Raw genomic sequence first — 18251 nt, forward strand, 5'->3', positions numbered from 1 at the left:
CGGACCTGCCGGTCCCCGAGACACTCCGGGCTGCCGGCTCTCGGGCACTCCCGATAGCCCGGACCCCGACACCTTTGGAACGCGGGACTGCAGGGGCGCCTGGACTCTCGAAGCACCGGCACTCCCGGGTCCCGGGCCGCCGGCACTCCCCGGGTCCCGGACCGCCGGTGCTCCCCCGGCCGGTTTACGAAGCGCGGGGCTGCGGGGTGGGCTCTATGTCCACTGCGCCGGAAGCGTTGAAGGTCAGGCGGCAGGTGTCGGCGCGGTAGGTGGCGATCGAGACGGCGGCCGTGCCGGTGGCGGTGATGTAGCGGGTGGTGACCACGAGCACAGGGGCGCCGGGGAGGCGGTCGAGTTCCTTCGCGTCGTCGGCGCGGGCGGAACCCAGTTCGACGGACCGGTCCTGGCCGAGGAGCTCCAGGCGCTGGAGTTCGCGGAGGACGGCGCGGGCGCGGGCCGGGCCGGCGGGGGCGTCGATGCCGGGGAGGCCCGGGACGGAGGCGGCCGGGACGTACAGCAGCTCCGCGGCGACGGCCTGGCCTTCGGTGACCCGGGTGCGGCGCACGGTGTGGACGTAGGTGGCGGTGCTCGCGCCGAGGAGGCGGGAGACGGCGGCCGTGGGGAGGGTCTCGGCGGCGTCGACGGGCTGCCAGCCGTCGGCGGCCTCGCCGGGCCAGCCCTGCCGGGCGCTCCCGACGTCCACACCCAGCCGCGGCGGGGCCACGGTGGTGCCGACGCCGCGGCGGCGCTGCAGGCGGCCTTCGAGCTCCAGCTGTTCGAGGGCCTGCCGGAGGGTGGCGCGGGCGACGCCGAAGCGGGCGGCGAGCTCACGCTCGTTGGGAAGGACCTCGCCGACGGCGAAGTCCTGGTCGAGCGCCTCGCTGAGCACGGTCTTCAGGTGCCAGTACTTCGGCTCCGGTACCGATTCGAGCTGCGTGGTCCCCACCCTGACTCCTCCTGCAGACGCCGTGTTCCAGTGGCAGTTCCGCGCCTTTGTTTATTAAAGGTTCCTGCACTATCCCTGCGACCATAGGACGGGACACCCCCTTGGTCAAGACCAATCCTCGTACCTGCACCGGGCGCTCCGGACGTACGTATCAGGCCGTTCACAGGATGTTCTTGCTGAGTGCAAAGGGGTGGAAAAGCACAGCGCCCCGTACCGGGGGGATACGGGGCGCCACCTGGTTACATACGCACATACAGCCGTCAAACGACGATCAAGGCCAGCTTGTCCGGATTTCGCAAGATGTACACACTCTGGATACGACCTTCCCTGATGTCGACCTGGAAGACCGTGTCCGGCTTGCCGGCGGAGAGCAGGACGACCGCCGGGCCGCCGTTGAGTTCCACGAACCGGTAGGACATGTCGGGGACCGGCCGCTCGGCCACGCCGAGCAGGAAGCGGCCGACCTTGTCGGCACTCTCGATGATCCGCTTGGGGGCGCGCGTCTTGCCGCCGCTGTCCGCGACCAGGCAGGCGTCGGGAGCGAGCAGTTCCATGAGGCCGGCGAGGTCGCCGCCCCCGGCCGCCGCGAGGAATCCCTCGGTCAGCTTGCGTCGCTGCACCGGGTCGACGTCGAAGCGCGGTTTGCGGGCGTCGACGTGCTTGCGGGCGCGCATGCCGAGCTGCCGGACGGCTGGTTCGGCGCGGTCGAGGGCGGCGGCGATCTCCGCGTACGAGAAGCCGAAGGCCTCGCGGAGTACGAAGACGGCGCGTTCCAGCGGGGAGAGCGATTCGAGGACCACGAGGAACGCGAGGGAGACGGATTCGGCGAGGACGGCCCGCTCGGCACCGTCGGCCGTGGCTTCGGCGGCCGCGGTGCCCGGGCCGGCGAAGCCGGTGGCGATCGGCTCGGGCAGCCAGGGGCCGACGTACGCCTCGCGCCGGGACTGCAGGTGGCGCAGCCGGTCGATGGCGAGGCGGGTGGTGATCCGCACCAGGTAGGCGCGGACCTCGCGGACCTCGCTGCGGTCGGATCCGGTCCAGCGGAGCCAGGCTTCCTGGACGACGTCCTCGGCGTCGGCGAGGCTGCCGAGCATGCGGTAGGCGACGCCGGTCAGCAGGGAGCGGTGCGCCTCGAACTCGTCCGCGCCCCGGTCGGTGAAGGTGTCAGCTGCCATCCGGCCATCCTGCCTCTTGAAGTCCAACCTACCCAGCGGTAATGATTGCTGACGGTACGTCTCACAGCATCGGGATCCCGCCGAGGAGCAGCCGCATGACCGCCACGGTCTCGTTCACGATCGACTCCCCGACGGGTCCGCAGAAGGCCACCGTCGCCTACGAGCGGCGGGGGTCCGGCGAGCCGCTGCTGCTGCTCCACGGCATCGGCCACCATCTGCAGGCCTGGCACCCGGTGCTGGACCTGCTGGCCGCGGACTACGACGTGGTGGCGGTGGACCTGCCGGGGTTCGGCGTGTCCGAGCCGCTGCCGACGGGGGTGCCGTACGACCTGGAGACGGTAGTGCCGGCGCTCGGGGCGCTGTGCGGTGCACTGGGGCTGGAGCGGCCGCACGTGGCGGGCAATTCGCTGGGCGGTCTGCTCGCGCTCTCGATGGGGCGGGCGGGGCTGGTGCGTTCGGTGACGGCGCTGTCCCCCGCGGGTTTCTGGACGGAGGCCGAGCGCCGGTACGCCTTCGCCACGCTGCTGGCCATGCGGGCCGGCGCCCGTGCGCTGCCGCGGCCGGCCCTGGAGGTGCTCGCGCGCAGCAGCGCCGGCCGGGCGGTGCTGACCGGGACGATCTACGCCCGGCCCGGTCGGCGCGCGCCCGAGGACGTGGTCGCCGAGACGCTGGCGCTGCGCGGGGCGACGGGTTTCACGCAGACGCTGTCGGCGGGCGGGTCGGTGAACTTCACCGAGGACGTGCCCGGCCTGCCGGTGACGATCGCCTGGGGCAGCCGGGACCGGCTGCTGCTGCGCCGGCAGGGGGTGCGGGCCAAGCGGACCGTGCCCGGGGCGCGGCTGGTGCGGCTGCCCGGCTGCGGGCACGTGCCGATGCACGACGACCCGGCGCTGGTGTCGCGGGTCATCGCGGACACGGCGCGCGCGGCGGGCCCGGAGCGCCCGGCCGGAGTCTGACGACCGGGCAACCGGGCGACCGGGCAACCGGGCGGACCACTGACGGGGCCGCCCGCCCGGCATCCGCCGCCTCCTCCGGCTGCTGTTCACCCACCCTTCTCCCCCGCTTCGCAGCGGCCCGGGGATGCGGCGGCAGACTGGCGGGACCCGTCTCAGGAGGCGCTCTGATGCCGCATCACGACCCGCTTGCCTTCACCGTCACCCGTCCCGTCACCCGTCCCAGCACCGGTCCCGTCCGCCGTTCCGTGCTGCGTGGTTCGCTGGCCGCTTCGGCGGCGCTGGCCCTGCCCGTCGGCACCGGAGCGCCGGCGCTGGCCCTCGGCGGGCGGCCGCAGGCACTGTGGGGGACGCAGACCGGGGAGGTGACGGCGCATTCGGCGCTGATGTGGGTGCGGTCCGACCGGCCCGCCCGGATGTGGGTCGAGACCGCGCCCACCGAAACGTTCCGGCACGGGGTGCGCCGGTGGTCCGGCCCCCTGCTCGGCCCCGGCACGGACTTCACCGGCACCACGGCTCTGCACGGCCTGCCGCCCGGCCGGCAGGTCCACTACCGGGTGCTGCTCGCCGACCCGGACGACCCGCGCCGCACCGGCGCACCCGTGTACGGCACCTTCCGCACGTCGCCCGAACGGCGTCGCGCGGGCGTCCGGTTCCTGTGGTCGGGGGACCTGGCCGGGCAGGGCTGGGGCATCAACACCGAGCTGGGCGGCTACCGGGTGTTCGAGGAAATGCGGCGCCTCGACCCGGACTTCTTCCTGTTCAGCGGCGACACGGTGTACGCCGACGGGCCGATCGGGCCCGCGGTGACCCTGCCCGACGGCCGGATCTGGCGGAACGTCACCACGGTGGAGAAGGCGAAGGTCGCCGAGACGCTGGACGAGTTCCGAGGCGCGTTCCGCTACAACCTGCTCGACGAGAACCTGCGGTCCTTCTACGCGCAGGTCCCCGTGATCGCCCAGTGGGACGACCACGAGGTGCGCAACAACTGGTACCCGGGCCAGATCCTCGACGACCCGCGCTACGCCGTGAAGGAGGTGGACGTGCTCGCCGCACGGGCCCGGCAGGCGTTCGGCGAGTACTTCGCGGCCCCGGCCGCGCCGGGGGGCGCGTACGGTGCGCACGGGGGCGGCCGGACGGACGGGCGGATGTACCGGGTGGTGCGGCACGGGCCGCTGCTCGACGTGTTCGTCCTCGACATGCGCACGCACCGCAACGCCAACTCCCCCGGCCGCCAGAGCGACGATCCGACGGGCATCCTGGGCGCCGCGCAACTGGCCTGGCTCAAGCGGGAGCTGGCGCGGTCGCGGGCGGTGTGGAAGGTGATCGCCGCCGACATGCCGCTGGGCATCCTCGTACCGGACGGGGCCGTGAACGTCGAGGCGGTGGCGCAGGGCGATCCGGGGGCCCCGCTCGGCCGCGAGCTGCAGATCGCGGACCTGCTGCGGTTCGTGAAGCACCGGCGGATCACCGGCACGGTGTGGCTCACGGCCGACGTGCATTACACCTCGGCGCAGCACTACGTGCCCGAGCGGGCGGCGTTCACGGACTTCGCGCCGTTCTGGGAGTTCGTCTCGGGTCCGATCGGGGCGGGCGGATTCCCGGCGGGGCGGCTGGACGCGACGTTCGGGCCGGAGCGGGTGTTCGTCGCGTCGGCGCCGGTGGCGAACATGTCGCCGGCCGAGCACCCGCCGTACTACGGCGAGGTGGACATCGACGGGGACAGCGGGGAGCTCACCGTGCGGCTGCGGCGCGAAGGCGGTACGGTCCTCTTCACCCGGGTGCTCCAGCCGGGGCGGGTGGGACAGTAGGCGCCGGCGGGGTCGGCGGGCAACGGGCGGGGCAGTGGGCGCCCGGTGTGCCGGTAGGGACGCCTGTGACGGAAACCAGCCGGAAAACTGGACGAAACCGGCCGATCGACGCTTAACCAGTCGGTCACAGCACGTTCGTGATCACGCAACACCGCTCCCCGAAAGTGGTGTGCATGACTGAACCCACTCCTGCCCCCGCCGCACCCTCCGAGACCTCCGAGCAGTCCGGGCAGCGCCGGCCCGCCCGCCCCGCCACGTCCGCCTCCCGCCGGAACGCCCGGCACCACGCCCCGCACCACGCACGCCGCCACCACTGGCGCCGTGACGTCGTCGAGCTGGCCGCGCTGTTCGTCGCCGTGGCCGTGGCCGACGCGCTCGCGAACACGGTGGCGCACGGCCCGGACGGGCCGGTCCTGCTCGTGGCCTCGGCGGTGGTGCTGCTGGCCACCGCCGGGTTCCACACCTGGTGGGCCCGCCGCCACAGCCATGCCCCGCCCCCGGCCGCGGCACCCGCGGACACCGGGGCGCCGGCCACGGTGGCGGACCGGGCGACCGCCCTGTGGCGGATGCGGACCACGGTCCAGGACACCCCGGGCAGTCTGGCGGCGCTGTGCACCGCCCTCGCCGCCCGCGAGGTGGACATCCTCACCCTCCAGACGCACCCGCTGGCCGACGGCACCGTGGACGAGTTCCTGCTGCGCGCCCCGCAGTCGCTGCCCGCGGCCGATCTGACCCGGACCGTCGCCGGTGCGGGCGGCCGCAGCACGTGGATCGAGCGGGCCGACGCGCACGACCTCGTGGACGCGCCCACCCGGATCCTCGGCCTCGCCACCCGCACCGCCCTCGACGCCGCCGAACTGCCGCTGGCGCTGCGCCGGCTGCTCGGCCGCTGCACCATCCACTCGATCCCGGCCACCAGCCTCTCCGGCCGCCCGACCGGCGCCGACGCCCCCGTCGAGGGGGTGCTGGAGGACACCGCGATGCGGCTGCGGGACCCGGCCGGCGGCGTGATCGTCATCGAGCGCCCGTACCTGCCGTTCACCCCGACCGAGTTCGCGCGGGCCCGCGCCCTGGTCGAGCTCGACGCCCGGCTCGGGCCGCGGGTGCCGCGCAGCCGGGACGTGCTGACCCTGCCCGAGGGCAACGCGATCACCGTCGGCCGCGCGGACATCTCCGACCTGGATGCGGCGCGCGCCATGCACGACCGCTGCTCCGGCCGCACGCTCGGGCTGCGCTACCACGGCCCGGTCTCGGACGCCGACCGCTACCTCGCGCACCTGCTGAGCCCGCGGTTCGGCCGGACACTGGCGGTCCGGACCGCCTCCGGCCGCCTGGTCGGTCTCGGCCACCTGCTGTGGGACGGCGACGAGACGGAGGTCGCGCTGCTCGTCGAGGACGACTGGCAGCGGCGCGGCATCGGTTCGGAACTCCTGCGCCGGCTGATCGGGCTCGCCGTCGAGGCCGGCTGCGAGAGCGTCTACGCGGTGACGCAGGCCTCCAACACCGGGATGGTGGCGGCGATGCGCGGGCTGGGCCTGCCGCTGGACTACCAGATCGAGGAGGGCACGCTCGTGATCACGGCGCGGCTCGGCGGTCCGGGGGCGGGCCTCGGCCCCGCCGGCGAGGCGGCCGCGCTGCACCCGTACGGTCCCGCCGCGGTCGCCGCGCCCCGGGAGGGGCACCCCCGCCGGTCAGGCCGCTGAGGGCGAACGCTAGTGACGCGGGGGGCGTCTCCGTACGAAGATGTCCCCATGTCAGACACCCTCCCCGGCAGCCAGCTGCCCCGCGCGGTCGCCGACGCGTACGTCGACGACCTCATCGCCCTCGACCCGATCACCGGAACCTACCTCGGTGTCGCGGCGAGCTCTTCGCAGCTCCCGGACTTCTCCCCGGCCGGCCGGGCGGCCGTGGCCGAGCTGGCCCGTACCACCCTGGACAAACTGAGCGCCGCCGAGCAGCTGCCGGGCGCCGACAGCGACGCCGAGCGCCGCTGCGCCCGGCTGCTGCGCGAGCGGCTGACGGCCGAACTCGCCGTGTACGAAGCCGACGAGGACCTGCGGGCCGTCAGCAACATCCACTCCCCCGCCCACTCGGTGCGCGAGGTGTTCTCCCTCACCCCCGCCGAGACCGCCGACGACTGGGCGGCCGTCGCCGAGCGGCTGCGGGCGGTGCCCGAGGCGCTGGAGGGCTACCGGTCCTGCCTGGAGCTCGGTCTGGAGCGTGAGCTGTACGGCGCTCCGCGGCCCACCGCCACCTTCGTCGGCCAGCTGACCTCCTGGGCCGGCGAGGCCGAGGACGCGGCGTTCTTCGAGGAGTTCGCCGCCGGCGGCCCCGAGGAGCTGCGCGGCGAACTGGCCCCGGCCGCGGCGCGTGCGACCGCCGCGGTCGTGGCCCTGCGCGACTGGATGCGGGACGTGTACGCGCCGGCGGTCGAGGGCCGTCCGGAGACCGTGGGCCGCGAGCGGTACGCCCGCTGGTCGCGCTTCTTCAACGGCACCGACCTCGACCTGGACGAGGCGTACGCGTACGGCTGGGCCGAGTACCACCGGCTGCTCGCCGAGATGCAGGCCGAGGCCGCGAAGATCCTGCCGGGCGCCGGCCCGTGGGAGGCGCTGCGGCACCTCGACGAGCACGGCACCCACATCGAGGGCGTGGACGAGGTCCGGGAGTGGCTGCAGGCCCTGATGGACGAGGCCATCGAGTCGCTGGACGGCACCCACTTCGAGCTCGCCGAGCGGGTGCGCCGGGTCGAGTCGTGCATCGCCCCGCCCGGCGGCGCCGCGGCGCCCTACTACACCAACCCGTCCGAGGACTTCTCCCGTCCGGGCCGGACCTGGCTGCCGACCATGGGGGCGACCCGCTTCCCGGTCTACGACCTGGTGTCGACCTGGTACCACGAGGGCGTGCCGGGCCACCACCTGCAGCTCGCGCAGTGGACGCACGTGGCCGACCGGCTGTCGCGCTACCAGGCGACGGTGGGCCTGGTCAGCGCCAACGCCGAGGGCTGGGCGCTGTACGCGGAGCGGCTCATGGACGAGCTGGGCTACCTGAAGGACGCCGAGCAGCGGCTGGGCTACCTGGACTGCCAGATGATGCGGGCCTGCCGGGTGATCGTGGACATCGGCATGCACCTGGAGCTGGAGATCCCGGCGGACTCGCCGTTCCGTCCGGGCGAGCGCTGGACGCCGGACCTGGCACAGGAGTTCTTCGGCCTGCACAGCGGCCGGCCGGGGGACTTCGTGGAGAGCGAGCTGACCCGCTACCTGTCGATGCCGGGCCAGGCCATCGGCTACAAGCTGGGCGAGCGCGCCTGGCTGCTGGGCCGGGACAACGCGCGGGCGGCGCGCGGTGCGGACTTCGACCTGAAGGCCTGGCACATGGCGGCGCTGTCGCAGGGTTCGCTGGGTCTGGACGACCTGGTGGACGAGCTGTCGAAGCTCTGACACCGCCGTGAACGGCCGGTGGGCCGCGCGACGCCCTGGCGTCGGGCGGCCCACCGGCCGTTTCGCGTGCGTAAGGCCTGTTTCACACGCGTACGTCCTGTTTCACATGCGGACAGTGAGATTCGCCCGTGTACGACCCGACGGTGTGTCAGCAGCCGCAGTCGTCCGAGTCGGTCGGTGCGGTCAGCGGGTCGGCCTCGGTGCGCTGCTGCGGGCCCTGCCAGGTCTCGACCTCGAAGCCCTCCCGGATCCAGTACTCGATGCCGCCGAGCATCTCCTTGACCTGGAAGCCGAGTTCGGCGAGGGCGAGGGCGGAGCGGGTGCCGCCGTTGCAGCCCGGACCCCAGCAGTAGGTCACCACGGGCACGTTCTTGTCGAGGAGCTTCTCCGCCTGCTCGGGGATGAGCGCGGTGGGCAGGTGGACCGCGCCGGGCACGTGCGCCTGGTCCCACGACGGGGTGGACCGGGAGTCGACCAGGACGAAGCCGAGGTCCGCGCCCTGCTCGCGGTGCGCCTTGAAGGCGGCGGCGACGTCGGACACGTCGGCGTGGAAGGCCAGGCTGGCCGCGAAGTAGGCGGCAGCGGCGGCCGGTGCGGCCGGCGGGACCCGCAGCACGGGGTTGACGGGGGCGGGGGCGGAGGCGTTCTGCGTCGTCGTCATGGCCAGAAATCTACGAGCTGTTGATCAACCTCGGAAGTGGGATTCCCCGGGCTTTTGCTTGATCCACCGGGGATTCCCCTGGTATCCATCCGGCATGACCGGTTATTCCCCTGACGCCACGGACTGGCGCATCCTCGAAGCCCTTCAGGACGACGGCCGGGCGAGCTTCGCCGAGCTGGCCCGCGCGGTCTCGATGTCGGCGAGCGCCGTCACCGAGCGGGTGCGCCGCCTGGAGGAGGCCGGGATCATCACCGGCTACACGGCCGTGGTCGACCACGAGAAGCTGGGCAAGGCGATCCTGGCACTGGTCCGGCTGCGCTATCCGCACGGCAACTACAAGCCGTTCCACGACCTGCTGGAGGTCACGAAGGAGATCCTGGAGGCGCACCACGTCACCGGAGACGACTGCTTCGTGCTGAAGGTGGCGGCCCGGTCGATGGCGCACCTGGAGGAGATCACCGGCAGGATCTCCGCCCTGGGCCCCGTGACCACCAGCATCGTCTACTCCTCGCCGCTCCCGCGACGTCCGCTCAGTCCCTGAGACGGAGAGCGGCCGTCCGCTGGGTCGGCAGCGGACCGGGTCCCGCACCGGCCCCGGTCCGCTGCCGTACGGCCGACCCGCCGCGCTGTTTGACGATCTCCAGCTGGGCCTGGACGCGGGTGCGCAGGTCGGCGACGTGGCTGACGATGCCCACGCTGCGGTCGCGTTCGCGCAGGGAGTCGAGGACGTCGAGCACCTCGTCGAGGGCCTGGTCGTCGAGGCTGCCGAAGCCCTCGTCGATGAAGAGGGTGTCGAGCCGGGTGCCGCCGGCCTCGTCGGTGACCACGTCGGCGAGGCCCAGGGCCAGGGCGAGCGAGGCGAAGAACGTCTCGCCTCCGGACAGCGTGGCGGTGTCCCGGGCCCGCCCGGTCCAGGCGTCCACCACGTGCAGGCCCAGACCGGACCGGGCACGGCCGCCGGCCCGCTCGTCGGAGTGCACGAGGGTGTAGCGGCCACCGGACATCCGCAGCAGCCGGAGCGTGGCGGCCGCGGCGACCTGCTCCAGCCGGGCGGCGAGCACGTACGACTCCAGCCGCATGCGGCGCTCGTTGTCGGCCGAGGTGCCGGCGGTGAGGGCGGCGAGCCTGGCCACCCGCTCGTAGTCGGTGCGCAGCGGTCCCAGGGCGCGCAGCTCCGCGTCGGCCTGCTTCGACAGCCGGTCGAGTTCGGTGCAGCGCAGCCGGGCCGCGTCGGCCGCGGAGCCGGCCGTACGGAGCCGGGCCGCCGCCCGGTCGGCGGCCGCCTGTGCCTCCTCGGGCCGGGCGGGCGGCAGGTCCGCCGCCGCGGCGGTCTCCGTCTCGGCGCGGCGCTCGGCCAGTGCGGCCGCCTCGGCCTGCCAGCCGTCGAGGCGGCGCTGGAGCTCGCTGCGCCGCTGGTCGGGGAGGACGGCGGCGGCCGCCGCGTCGGTGGTGTCGAAACCGGCCTTGAACGCGGCGTCGGCGAGCCGGTCGTCCGCCTCCTTGAGCCGCTGGGCGGTGGATTCGGCCTGCCGGGCGGCGGTGCCGGCCTCGGCGACGAGCCGGATCCGCAGCTCAAGGGTGCGCACCCGGTCGGCGATGCTGGCGGAGTCGCCGCGGACCTCGGCGAGTTCGGCTTCGAGGGCGCGCTGCTCCTTGTCGAGGGCCTCGCGGTGCGAGTGCCGGGCGGCGGACTGCTGTTCGGCGGCGCGGCTGCTCTCCAGGCGCGTCCGGTACTCGCGTTCGGCGCGGGCCAGCGCCTCGCGGGCGGCGTGCAGGCCGCCGGCCGCGGCGTGCGCCGCCGTGTGCTCGCGGGCGAGTTCCTCGGTACGGGCGAGGAGTTCGGCGGTCGCGGTGCCACCGGCGGCGGCCGCGGCCTCGGTCCCCGCTTCGCGTACGGCGGCCAGCCGGCGCTCGGCGGCCGCCCGTCGTTCGTCGGCCTGCTCGTAGCGGGCGCGGGCGGCGTCCTCGGCGGCCCGGTCCACGTGGCCGGGCGCCGGACGGGCGGGGGCGGGGTGTTCGGCGGAGCCGCACACCGTGCACGGCTGCCCGGCGGTGAGGGCGGCGGCGAGCTCGGCGGCGATGCCGCGCAGCCGGGCCTCCTTGAGCTCCAGCCAGTGCTCGCGGGCGGCCCCGGCCTCCTCCCGTACGGCGAGCAGTGCGGCGGCGGCCTCGTCGGCTTCGCGGGCCAGGGTGTCGCGGCGGTGGGCGGCGGTGAGCTGGAGCCGGGCCGGTTCCAGCCGGCCGGCCAGCTGTTCGGCGAGCGTGGCGGCCTGCTGGGCGTGGTCGACGCGGTCCGCGAGCGCGGCCCGGCCGTCTTCCCAGCCGGCCAGCCAGGCGGTGGTTTCGTGCAGGAGTTCCTCGGCGGCGCGGGCCTCCCGGTCGAGGGCGGCGCGCTCGCGGGTGATCTCGGCGCTGCGGCGTTCGGCCCGGTCGGCGGCGGTGACCGCGCCCAGTTCGCCGCTGAGCCGCAGTTCGAGGGCGGCGAGCTGTTCGGCGCCGGCCTCGGCGAGGGCGGCGGGCAGCCGGCCGCGGCAGTGGGCGTCCGCGGCGACGGCGGCCCGGTGGGCGGCGGCGGCCGCCTCCCGCAGGTCGAGTGCGGGGGTGACGCGGTCGGCGCGGCGGCCCCGGTCGAGGAGTTCCTGCGTCCGGTCCCGCTCGGGTGCCTGCGCGGCGAGCTCGGCGGCCCGGCGTACGGTCTCGGCGTGCCGGCGCTGCAGCCGGTCGAGTTCGCGGGCCCGGGCGAGGTCCCGGGCGGCCCGCTCGTGGCGGTGTTCGGCGGCGGCCAGGGCGGACCGGGCGATGGTGAGGCGTTCGCGGGCGTCGGAGCGGGCGACGGCGGCCCAGTCGCGGACCTCGCCGGCCAGCGCGGGGTCGCCCGGGGAGAGCTGCGGGAGCGGCCGGGCGCGCAGGTCGGCGCTGTCGCCGGCGGCCTGCGCGAGCCGCTGGGCGGTGCCGAGGACGCGTTCGTCGCCGGCCCGTACCTGCTCCTCGGCGGCCCGGCGGCGGTCGGCGAGGCGCTTCTCGACGGCGGCGAAGCGGCGGGTGTCGAAGAGCCTGCCCAGCAGCCGGCCGCGGTCTTCGGCGTCGGCGCGCAGGAACCGGGCGAAGTCGCCCTGCGGGAGCAGCACCACCTGGCAGAACTGCTCCCGGCTCATGCCGAGGAGCTGCTCGATCTCGGTGCCGATCTCCTGGTGGGAGCGGCTGAGCGGCTGCCAGCCGTCGGCCGCGGTGTGCTCGCGCAGCCAGGTCTGCGCCTTGTCCCGTGTGGTGCCGGTGCCGCGCTTCTTGGGGCGGTGCTGTTCGGGCCGGCGGGTGAGTTCGAGGCGGCGGCCGCCGACGGTGAGTTCGAGGACGACTTCGGTGGCGGTGCCGGGGGCGGCGTGGTCGCTGCGCAGGCTGGTGCCGGGGGCCTGGCGGCTGCCGGGGACCGATCCGTAGAGGGCGTAGCAGACGGCGTCCAGGACGGAGGTCTTGCCGGCGCCGGTGGGGCCGTGCAGGAGGAAGATGCCGGCGGCGGAGAGCGCGTCGAAGTCGATCTCCTGGGCGGTGGCGAACGGCCCGAAGGCGGTGACGGTCAGCCGGTGCAGCCTCATCGGTCCGTCTCCCGCAGGGTGTCGTCGGTGCGTACGTCGTCGAAGGCGCGGCGCAGGACGTCGCGCTCCCGGTCGTCGGGCGCGCCGCCGCGGACGTGGACCACGAAGTCCTCGGCGATCTCCTGGTCGCTGCGGCCCTTGAGGCGTTCGGCGTACGAGGGGCCGGGGCCGGTGTCCGCGCCCTGCGGGTCGAACGCGAGGCTCAGGACGTGCGGGAAGCGGGCGGCGAGCCGGGCCATGGGCTCGGCGGGCCGGACCGGGTCGGTGAGGGTGGCCTCGACCCAGGCGTCCTCGTGCCGGGCGAGGTCCGGGTCGGCGAGCAGGCCGTCGAGGTCGCCGCGGATCCGGGCGAGGGGCCGCGGCACGGGGGTGTCGAGGCGTTCGGCGGTCAGCTCGCCGGCGGGGCCGAGTTCGACCAGCCACATGGTCTTGCGGTGGTCGGTCTCGGAGAAGGAGTAGGCGAGCGGCGAGCCGGAGTAGCGGACCCGGTCCGTGATCGTCTGGCAGCCGTGCAGGTGGCCGAGGGCGGCGTAGTCGACCCCGTCGAAGACGGCCGCGGGCACGGCGGCGACACCGCCGACGGTGATGTCGCGTTCGCTGTCGCTGGGCTGCCCGCCGGTCACGAAGGCGTGCGCGAGGACGACGGAGCGGGTGCCGGGGCCGCGGCCCGCGAGGTCGGCGCGGACCCGGTCCATGGCGGCGCCGAGCACCGCCTCGTGCCCGGCCTGCGCGGCCCCGACCTCGTCCTTGACCAGGGCGGGTTCCAGGTACGGCAGCCCGTAGAAGGCCACGTCCCCGTGGACGTCGGCCAGCACGACGGGGTCGGCGCAGCCCGCCGGGTCGGTGCGCAGGTGGATGCCGGCCCGGCCGATGAGTCCGGCGCCGACGCCGAGTCGGTGGGCGGAGTCGTGGTTGCCGGAGATCATCACGGTGGGCACGCCGAGGTCGGCCAGCCGGTGCAGGGCGCGGTCGAAGAGCCGGACGGCGGGGAGCGGGGGCACGGCGCGGTCGTAGACGTCGCCGGCGACGAGCACCGCGTCCACCTCGTGGGTGCGGGCGGTGTCGATCAGGTGGTCGACGAAGGCGGCCTGGGCGTCCAGGAGGCCGACGCGGTGGAACGAGCGGCCGAGGTGCCAGTCGGAGGTGTGCAGAAACTTCACTCGACCCGCCCCGAAGCTCCGACCTGCACGTGTACCGCTCCTCCGCCTCCGAAACCAGCACGGGCCCGGTGCGGGCGCCGTGTCGGCACCCACCACGCTAGCGCCAGTCGGCACCGGATCCGGCACGGACCTTCAGTCTGCCACCGGCGTCCGGGGTCGGGTGACACCGGATTCCGGCGGCGGTCCGGGTCACGTGCGGGCGCACGGGGAGCGGATGATCCACGTGGTACGGATCACGCCACGGTCACGGAGTGGAGGCCAGGCGGGACACGGCCGCGGCATTGTCCGCCTTCGCCTGGTCGCGGCTGTCCGGCGGGACGCACACGGTGTCCCAGGGTGCGGCTTCGCGCCAGACGTAACCCGGCTTGCAGGTGTCCGGGCCGTAGGCTCCGCCGCCGGGCTGCTTGCGGGACGGGCCGAGCTGGTTCTCACGGGCCGACTGGTCCCGGATCTCGGGGGTCACGCACACCAGGTCACCGGTGTACGCCTCGCGCCACACATAGCCCTGCTTGCAGGTGAAAGGCCCGTACGGATCGCTCGCCACGGTCGCGGAACCGGATGGGGCCACGGCGCCGAGCGCGAAACCGGATGGGACCACGGCGCCGAGCAGGCCACCCGCCAGCACCAGGGTGACGGCCGACCGGCCGAGCCAACGGCGTACGTCCGTATTCATTTCAACCTCCTTCACTGCGGCGGCTCTTGACCGCCGTCCGAAGGCATCGAAGGGGCGGGATCCGCCTCCCCCGTCCCAGGCTAGGGGGTGTTGCGAAAGTCCTGTGCGGTGCCCGCGGTGTCCGGTGCGTGCTCTCGGCGTGCCGGGCGAAGGCCCTCGTACTGGGCGTACTCGGGGCTTCGGCCGGTGCGGCGAGAGGGCGTGCCGGGCGCCGCGGGCGCCGTGCGGGACTTTCGCAACACCCCCTAGGCCGGTCCCCGGGCCCCTGCATGTCCGCCCCGAGGACCGCGTCCCGTGTCGGAGTTGCGGCGGGCCTACCGGGAGACGGCCTGCCTTCTGACCCATTTCGACCCCGGTCTGCTGCTGTTGCCGGACGAAACCGCACCCGGTGGGAACGCCGCGCCGGAACCGGCCGACGACTGCCGGGTGGTCGGTACGGGCGAGCGCCTCCTCTGGTTGCTGAAACCCGACGTGCGCGAGGCGGCGCTGCGCGGCCTCGCGGGCCCCGGGGGCCGAGGACCTGGCCACCCGGATCGGGTGAACCGGAGTTCCGCGCTCGTCCGCCTGGCGGTGCCCAGGTGTCCCGGCAGGACCCGAAGGCGCTGGAGCACACCCTGGAGGGGGCGGGTCTGCCCGCGTCCGAGGAGGCCGTACCGGACACCCTCGCGGAGGCCATCCGGCGAGTGGAGGCCGGCCGGCCGCAGTTGCACGCACGCTTGCAGGAGATCCTGCAGAGCGCGGCCGGTCCACCTGTCCCGAGACCGGCAGAGCACCGCCCCGTCCGGCCCCCGGGCCCCCGGGCAATGGCGCCGGGCGGGCCACCGGACCGGACGGTCGTCCGCCTCTCGGAGGGAACGGCCCACGAGCAGCCTGATCAGCCATGAGCGCGCCCCCGTACCTGCCGCCCGAAGAGATCCACGAGATCGCGGACGCCGCCGTGGCCGCCGGCCTCGACGGCCGGCGGCAGCTGCTCTAAATCGGCATCACACCGCAGTACACGGAGTTCCTGTCCGGCGGCTCCAGTCCTACGAGCAGATCCTCTGCGACCTGAACGCGATGAACCGGGTCGAACGGCTGGTCGACGGCAGCGTCCCCCTCCGGTCGTGGCTGGAGAACGCCCGCGGCATGACCCCGGCGGCGACCGCGGCCGCCGTCTTCGACCGCGCCCTGGACACGGTGATCCGGAAGTCGACGGGCGAGCCGGACCCGGAACCGGATGGCTGATCCAGGAGCGGCCGCTCGTATGCTCGGCCGCATGTCCGTACTCATCCGCACGGCCGGCGCCATCGGGCGCATCACCCTCGACCGCCCCGGGGCGCTCAACGCCCTCACCCATGACATGGTGCGCCGGATCCATGCGGCGCTGGACGACTGGGAGCAGGATCCGGCGGTGCGCGTGGTGCTGCTCGACGGGGCCGGGGAGCGGGGTCTCTGCGCGGGTGGCGACATCCGGGCGATCCGGGAGTCGGCGCTGGTGGACCGGTCGCTGGCGCTGGCGTTCTGGCGGGACGAGTACCACCTCAACGCCCGGATCGCGCGGCTCGGGAAGCCGTGGGTGGCGCTGATGGACGGGATCGTGATGGGCGGCGGGGTGGGCCTGTCGGCGCACGGGAGCGTCCGGATCGTCACCGAACGGTCCCGGGTGGCGATGCCGGAGGTGGGCATCGGGTTCGTACCGGACGTCGGCGGTACGTACCTGCTGGGCCGGGCGCCGGGCGAGCTGGGTGTGCACCTGGCGCTGACGGCCGATGCGATGACCGGGGCGGATGCGGTCGCGTGCGGGTTCGCGGACCGGCTGGTGCCCTCGGAGCGGCTGCCTGAGCTGGTGGGGGCGCTGGTCGCGGGGGTGTCCGCGGAGGAGGCGGCGGCGTCGGTGGCGGTCCCGGCCGGGGACGGGGAGCTGGCTCGGCACCGGGAGTGGATCGACCGGTGCTACGGCGCGGAGACGGTGGAGGAGATCGTCGAACGGCTGGACGGGTACGGGGAACCGGCCGCCAAGGAGGCGGCGGCGCGGATCCTGGGCCACTCGCCCACGGCGGTGAAGGTCACGCTGGCCGCGGTGCGACGGGCGCGGGCCCTCGGGTCTCTGGAGGAGGTCCTGGAACAGGAGTGGCGGGTCTCGGCGGCCGCGCTGGCGGGCCCCGACCTGCCGGAGGGGGTGCGCGCTCAGGTGGTCGACAAGGACCGCCGGCCGCGCTGGTCCCCGGCCTCGCTGGCGGAGGTACCGGACGCCGCGGTGGCCGCGCACTTCGCGCCGGCGGGGGCCGGGCTGTTCGAGGGGTGAGCGGGTGGCGGGGGTGAGCGGGTGACGGGGGGCGTCGGGAGCGGTGCGGAGACTCGCGCCGGCCGGCCGTCGTCCGGTCAGGCGTCGCCGTACGCCTCGCCGCCGAGCTCCAGGGACGCGGTGCCGGCGGTGGTGTCGGCCAGCCAGGCCCGGAAGGCGTCGACGTCCGCCTCCGGGAGGCCGATCTCGATCTCCACGGCAGTGCCGTAGCGGACGTCGAGGACGGCCCGGCCGGTGGCCCGCAGGTCGTTCTGCATCTTCCCGGCCCGCTGGTGGTCGACGGTGACGGTGGCCAGCCGGTAGCGGTGCCGGGTGATGGTGCCGAGGGCGTCCAGGGCCTCGCCGACCACGCCGCCGTAGGCGCGGATCAGGCCGCCGGCCCCGAGCTTGACCCCGCCGTAGTACCGGGTGACGACGGCGACTGCGTACCGGATCTCGCGGCGCATCAGCATCTGGAGCATCGGAACGCCTGCGGTACCGCCGGACTCGCCGTCGTCGCTCGCCTTCTGGACGGAGGCGTCGGCGCCGACGACGTACGCGAAGCAGTTGTGGGTGGCGGTGGGGTGCTCGCGGCGGATGCGGGCGATGAACTCCTGGGCCTCCTGCTCGGTGGCCGCCGGGGCCAGCGCGCAGATGAAGCGGGAGCGGTTGATCTCGGATTCGTGCACGCCCTCGCGGGCCACCGTCACGTACTGGTCTGCCTTCACCCACTCACCCTACGGGGAATCCCGGAGGGCTCCGCCGCCGTTGACAGCGGGTGCGTGCCGGCACCCGGCCGGCGGGCGCGAGGGAGGCAGCACGTGTACGGAGACCCGGCGACCATCCGCAAGATCCTCACCGAGCTCGGCGACACCTGGGCCGTCGTCGGCCTGTCGGAGAACCGGGACCGGGCCGCGTACGGCGTGGCCGGGGTGCTGCAGCGGTACGGCAAGCGGATCGTGCCGGTGCATCCGAGTGCGGCGACGGTGCACGGCGAGCGGGGGTATGCGTCGCTGGCGGAGATCCCGTTCCCGGTCGACGTCGTGGACGTGTTCGTGAACAGCGGGCTGGCGGGGCCGGTGGCGGACGAGGCGGCGGCGGTCGGGGCCTCGGCGGTCTGGTTCCAACTGGGGGTTGTCGACGAGGCGGCGTATCACCGCACGCGGGCGGCCGGCCTCCACATGATCATGGACCGTTGCCCCGCCATCGAAATCCCCGCCCTCGGCTGACCTCCGGGGCTCCGCCCCGCACCCCGACCGGTCTGCCGGTCCCCGCGGGGCCGCGTCTGTCCGGGCCGGCCGTCGCCTCAGGGGCCGGCGGGCTGCGGTTGGCCGGGCCGGCTGCGCGCAGGGCTCGGTGCGTGGGGCAATCCCCGGGCACGGCCGGCGGCCCACCGGGCGGAGGTAGGCCCACCCCGCCATGGGCAGGCCGCCCACCGGGCGGAAGTAGGTCCACCCCGCTCGGGCCGGCTGCCCACCGGGCGAAGCCCACCCACCCCGCCGTGGGCCGGCCGCCCACCGGGCGGGGGCGAGTTCCAGCCCCTCCGGCGTTTGGGGAGCGGGGGTTGGGGCGG

The 18251-nt window shown here is 74.7% G+C and carries 14 protein-coding genes and 1 pseudogene; 8 read left to right on the top strand and 7 right to left on the bottom strand.

Features of this window, described 5'->3' with window-relative positions; all coding sequences use genetic code 11:
* Nucleotides 1–184 precede the first annotated feature (184 nt).
* The gene (locus tag LG634_RS31885; RefSeq protein WP_226739025.1) at nucleotides 185–946 is read right to left on the bottom strand and encodes a GntR family transcriptional regulator; all 762 of its coding nucleotides are present in this window, start codon (nucleotides 944–946) and stop codon (nucleotides 185–187) included.
* Between the two features lie 260 nt (nucleotides 947–1206).
* On the bottom strand, nucleotides 1207–2121 hold the full coding sequence (locus tag LG634_RS31890; protein ID WP_226739027.1) for an RNA polymerase sigma-70 factor: 915 nt from the start codon (nucleotides 2119–2121) through the stop codon (nucleotides 1207–1209).
* Nucleotides 2122–2216: 95 nt separating this feature from the next.
* Between LG634_RS31890 and LG634_RS31895 the strand changes: the two genes are divergently transcribed.
* The 4 genes from LG634_RS31895 to LG634_RS31910 all read left to right on the top strand — a co-directional run bounded on the left by LG634_RS31895 (nucleotide 2217) and on the right by LG634_RS31910 (nucleotide 8328).
* Entirely contained in the window at nucleotides 2217–3077 is an 861-nt protein-coding gene (locus tag LG634_RS31895; protein WP_226739029.1) for an alpha/beta fold hydrolase, read from the top strand.
* A 167-nt stretch (nucleotides 3078–3244) separates the two neighbouring features.
* A complete protein-coding gene (locus LG634_RS31900) occupies nucleotides 3245–4885 on the top strand; it encodes an alkaline phosphatase D family protein (RefSeq protein WP_226739031.1) in 1641 nt (546 codons plus the stop codon).
* 173 nt (nucleotides 4886–5058) lie between these two features.
* A complete protein-coding gene (locus LG634_RS31905; protein ID WP_226739033.1) occupies nucleotides 5059–6588 on the top strand; it encodes a GNAT family N-acetyltransferase in 1530 nt (509 codons plus the stop codon).
* A 48-nt stretch (nucleotides 6589–6636) separates the two neighbouring features.
* On the top strand, nucleotides 6637–8328 hold the full coding sequence (locus LG634_RS31910) for a DUF885 domain-containing protein (RefSeq protein ID WP_226739035.1): 1692 nt from the start codon (nucleotides 6637–6639) through the stop codon (nucleotides 8326–8328).
* Between the two features lie 148 nt (nucleotides 8329–8476).
* Here LG634_RS31910 and LG634_RS31915 read toward each other — a convergent pair whose 3' ends face one another.
* The gene (locus tag LG634_RS31915) at nucleotides 8477–8989 is read right to left on the bottom strand and encodes a rhodanese-like domain-containing protein (RefSeq protein ID WP_226739037.1); all 513 of its coding nucleotides are present in this window, start codon (nucleotides 8987–8989) and stop codon (nucleotides 8477–8479) included.
* 94 nt (nucleotides 8990–9083) lie between these two features.
* Between LG634_RS31915 and LG634_RS31920 the strand changes: the two genes are divergently transcribed.
* Nucleotides 9084–9530 carry an Lrp/AsnC family transcriptional regulator gene (locus tag LG634_RS31920; RefSeq protein WP_226739039.1) on the top strand — a complete coding sequence of 149 codons (447 nt, stop codon included), beginning with the start codon at nucleotides 9084–9086 and terminating at the stop codon, nucleotides 9528–9530.
* On the opposite strand, the gene LG634_RS31925 is transcribed toward LG634_RS31920, so the two are convergent.
* From LG634_RS31925 to LG634_RS31935, 3 genes are all read right to left on the bottom strand, one after another.
* A complete protein-coding gene (locus LG634_RS31925) occupies nucleotides 9520–12582 on the bottom strand; it encodes an AAA family ATPase (RefSeq protein ID WP_226739041.1) in 3063 nt (1020 codons plus the stop codon). The genes LG634_RS31920 and LG634_RS31925 overlap by 11 nt on opposite strands.
* Nucleotides 12579–13742: an exonuclease SbcCD subunit D gene (locus tag LG634_RS31930; RefSeq protein WP_226739042.1), complete on the bottom strand. Its 1164-nt coding sequence runs from the start codon at nucleotides 13740–13742 to the stop codon at nucleotides 12579–12581. Before LG634_RS31930 ends, LG634_RS31925 begins: the two co-directional genes overlap by 4 nt.
* Before the next feature lie 244 nt (nucleotides 13743–13986).
* Nucleotides 13987–14415 (bottom strand): hypothetical protein, encoded by a 429-nt coding sequence (locus LG634_RS31935; protein WP_226739044.1) that lies wholly within the window; start codon nucleotides 14413–14415, stop codon nucleotides 13987–13989.
* Nucleotides 14416–15429: 1014 nt separating this feature from the next.
* On the opposite strand from LG634_RS31935, the pseudogene LG634_RS31940 reads away from it, so the two are divergent.
* A pseudogene (locus LG634_RS31940) lies at nucleotides 15430–15639 on the top strand (hypothetical protein); the annotation flags it as partial.
* A gap of 31 nt (nucleotides 15640–15670) precedes the next feature.
* Nucleotides 15671–16699 (top strand): enoyl-CoA hydratase/isomerase family protein, encoded by a 1029-nt coding sequence (locus LG634_RS31945; RefSeq protein WP_226739046.1) that lies wholly within the window; start codon nucleotides 15671–15673, stop codon nucleotides 16697–16699.
* Between the two features lie 77 nt (nucleotides 16700–16776).
* Here LG634_RS31945 and LG634_RS31950 read toward each other — a convergent pair whose 3' ends face one another.
* Nucleotides 16777–17406 (bottom strand): YigZ family protein, encoded by a 630-nt coding sequence (locus tag LG634_RS31950; RefSeq protein WP_226739048.1) that lies wholly within the window; start codon nucleotides 17404–17406, stop codon nucleotides 16777–16779.
* Between the two features lie 93 nt (nucleotides 17407–17499).
* On the opposite strand from LG634_RS31950, the gene LG634_RS31955 reads away from it, so the two are divergent.
* Complete coding sequence (locus LG634_RS31955) at nucleotides 17500–17907, top strand: CoA-binding protein (protein WP_226739050.1); 408 nt, start codon at nucleotides 17500–17502, stop codon at nucleotides 17905–17907.
* The last annotated feature ends 344 nt before the right edge of the window (nucleotides 17908–18251 follow it).

This window comes from Streptomyces bambusae (assembly GCF_020532645.1).
GTDB lineage: Bacteria > Actinomycetota > Actinomycetes > Streptomycetales > Streptomycetaceae > Streptomyces > Streptomyces bambusae.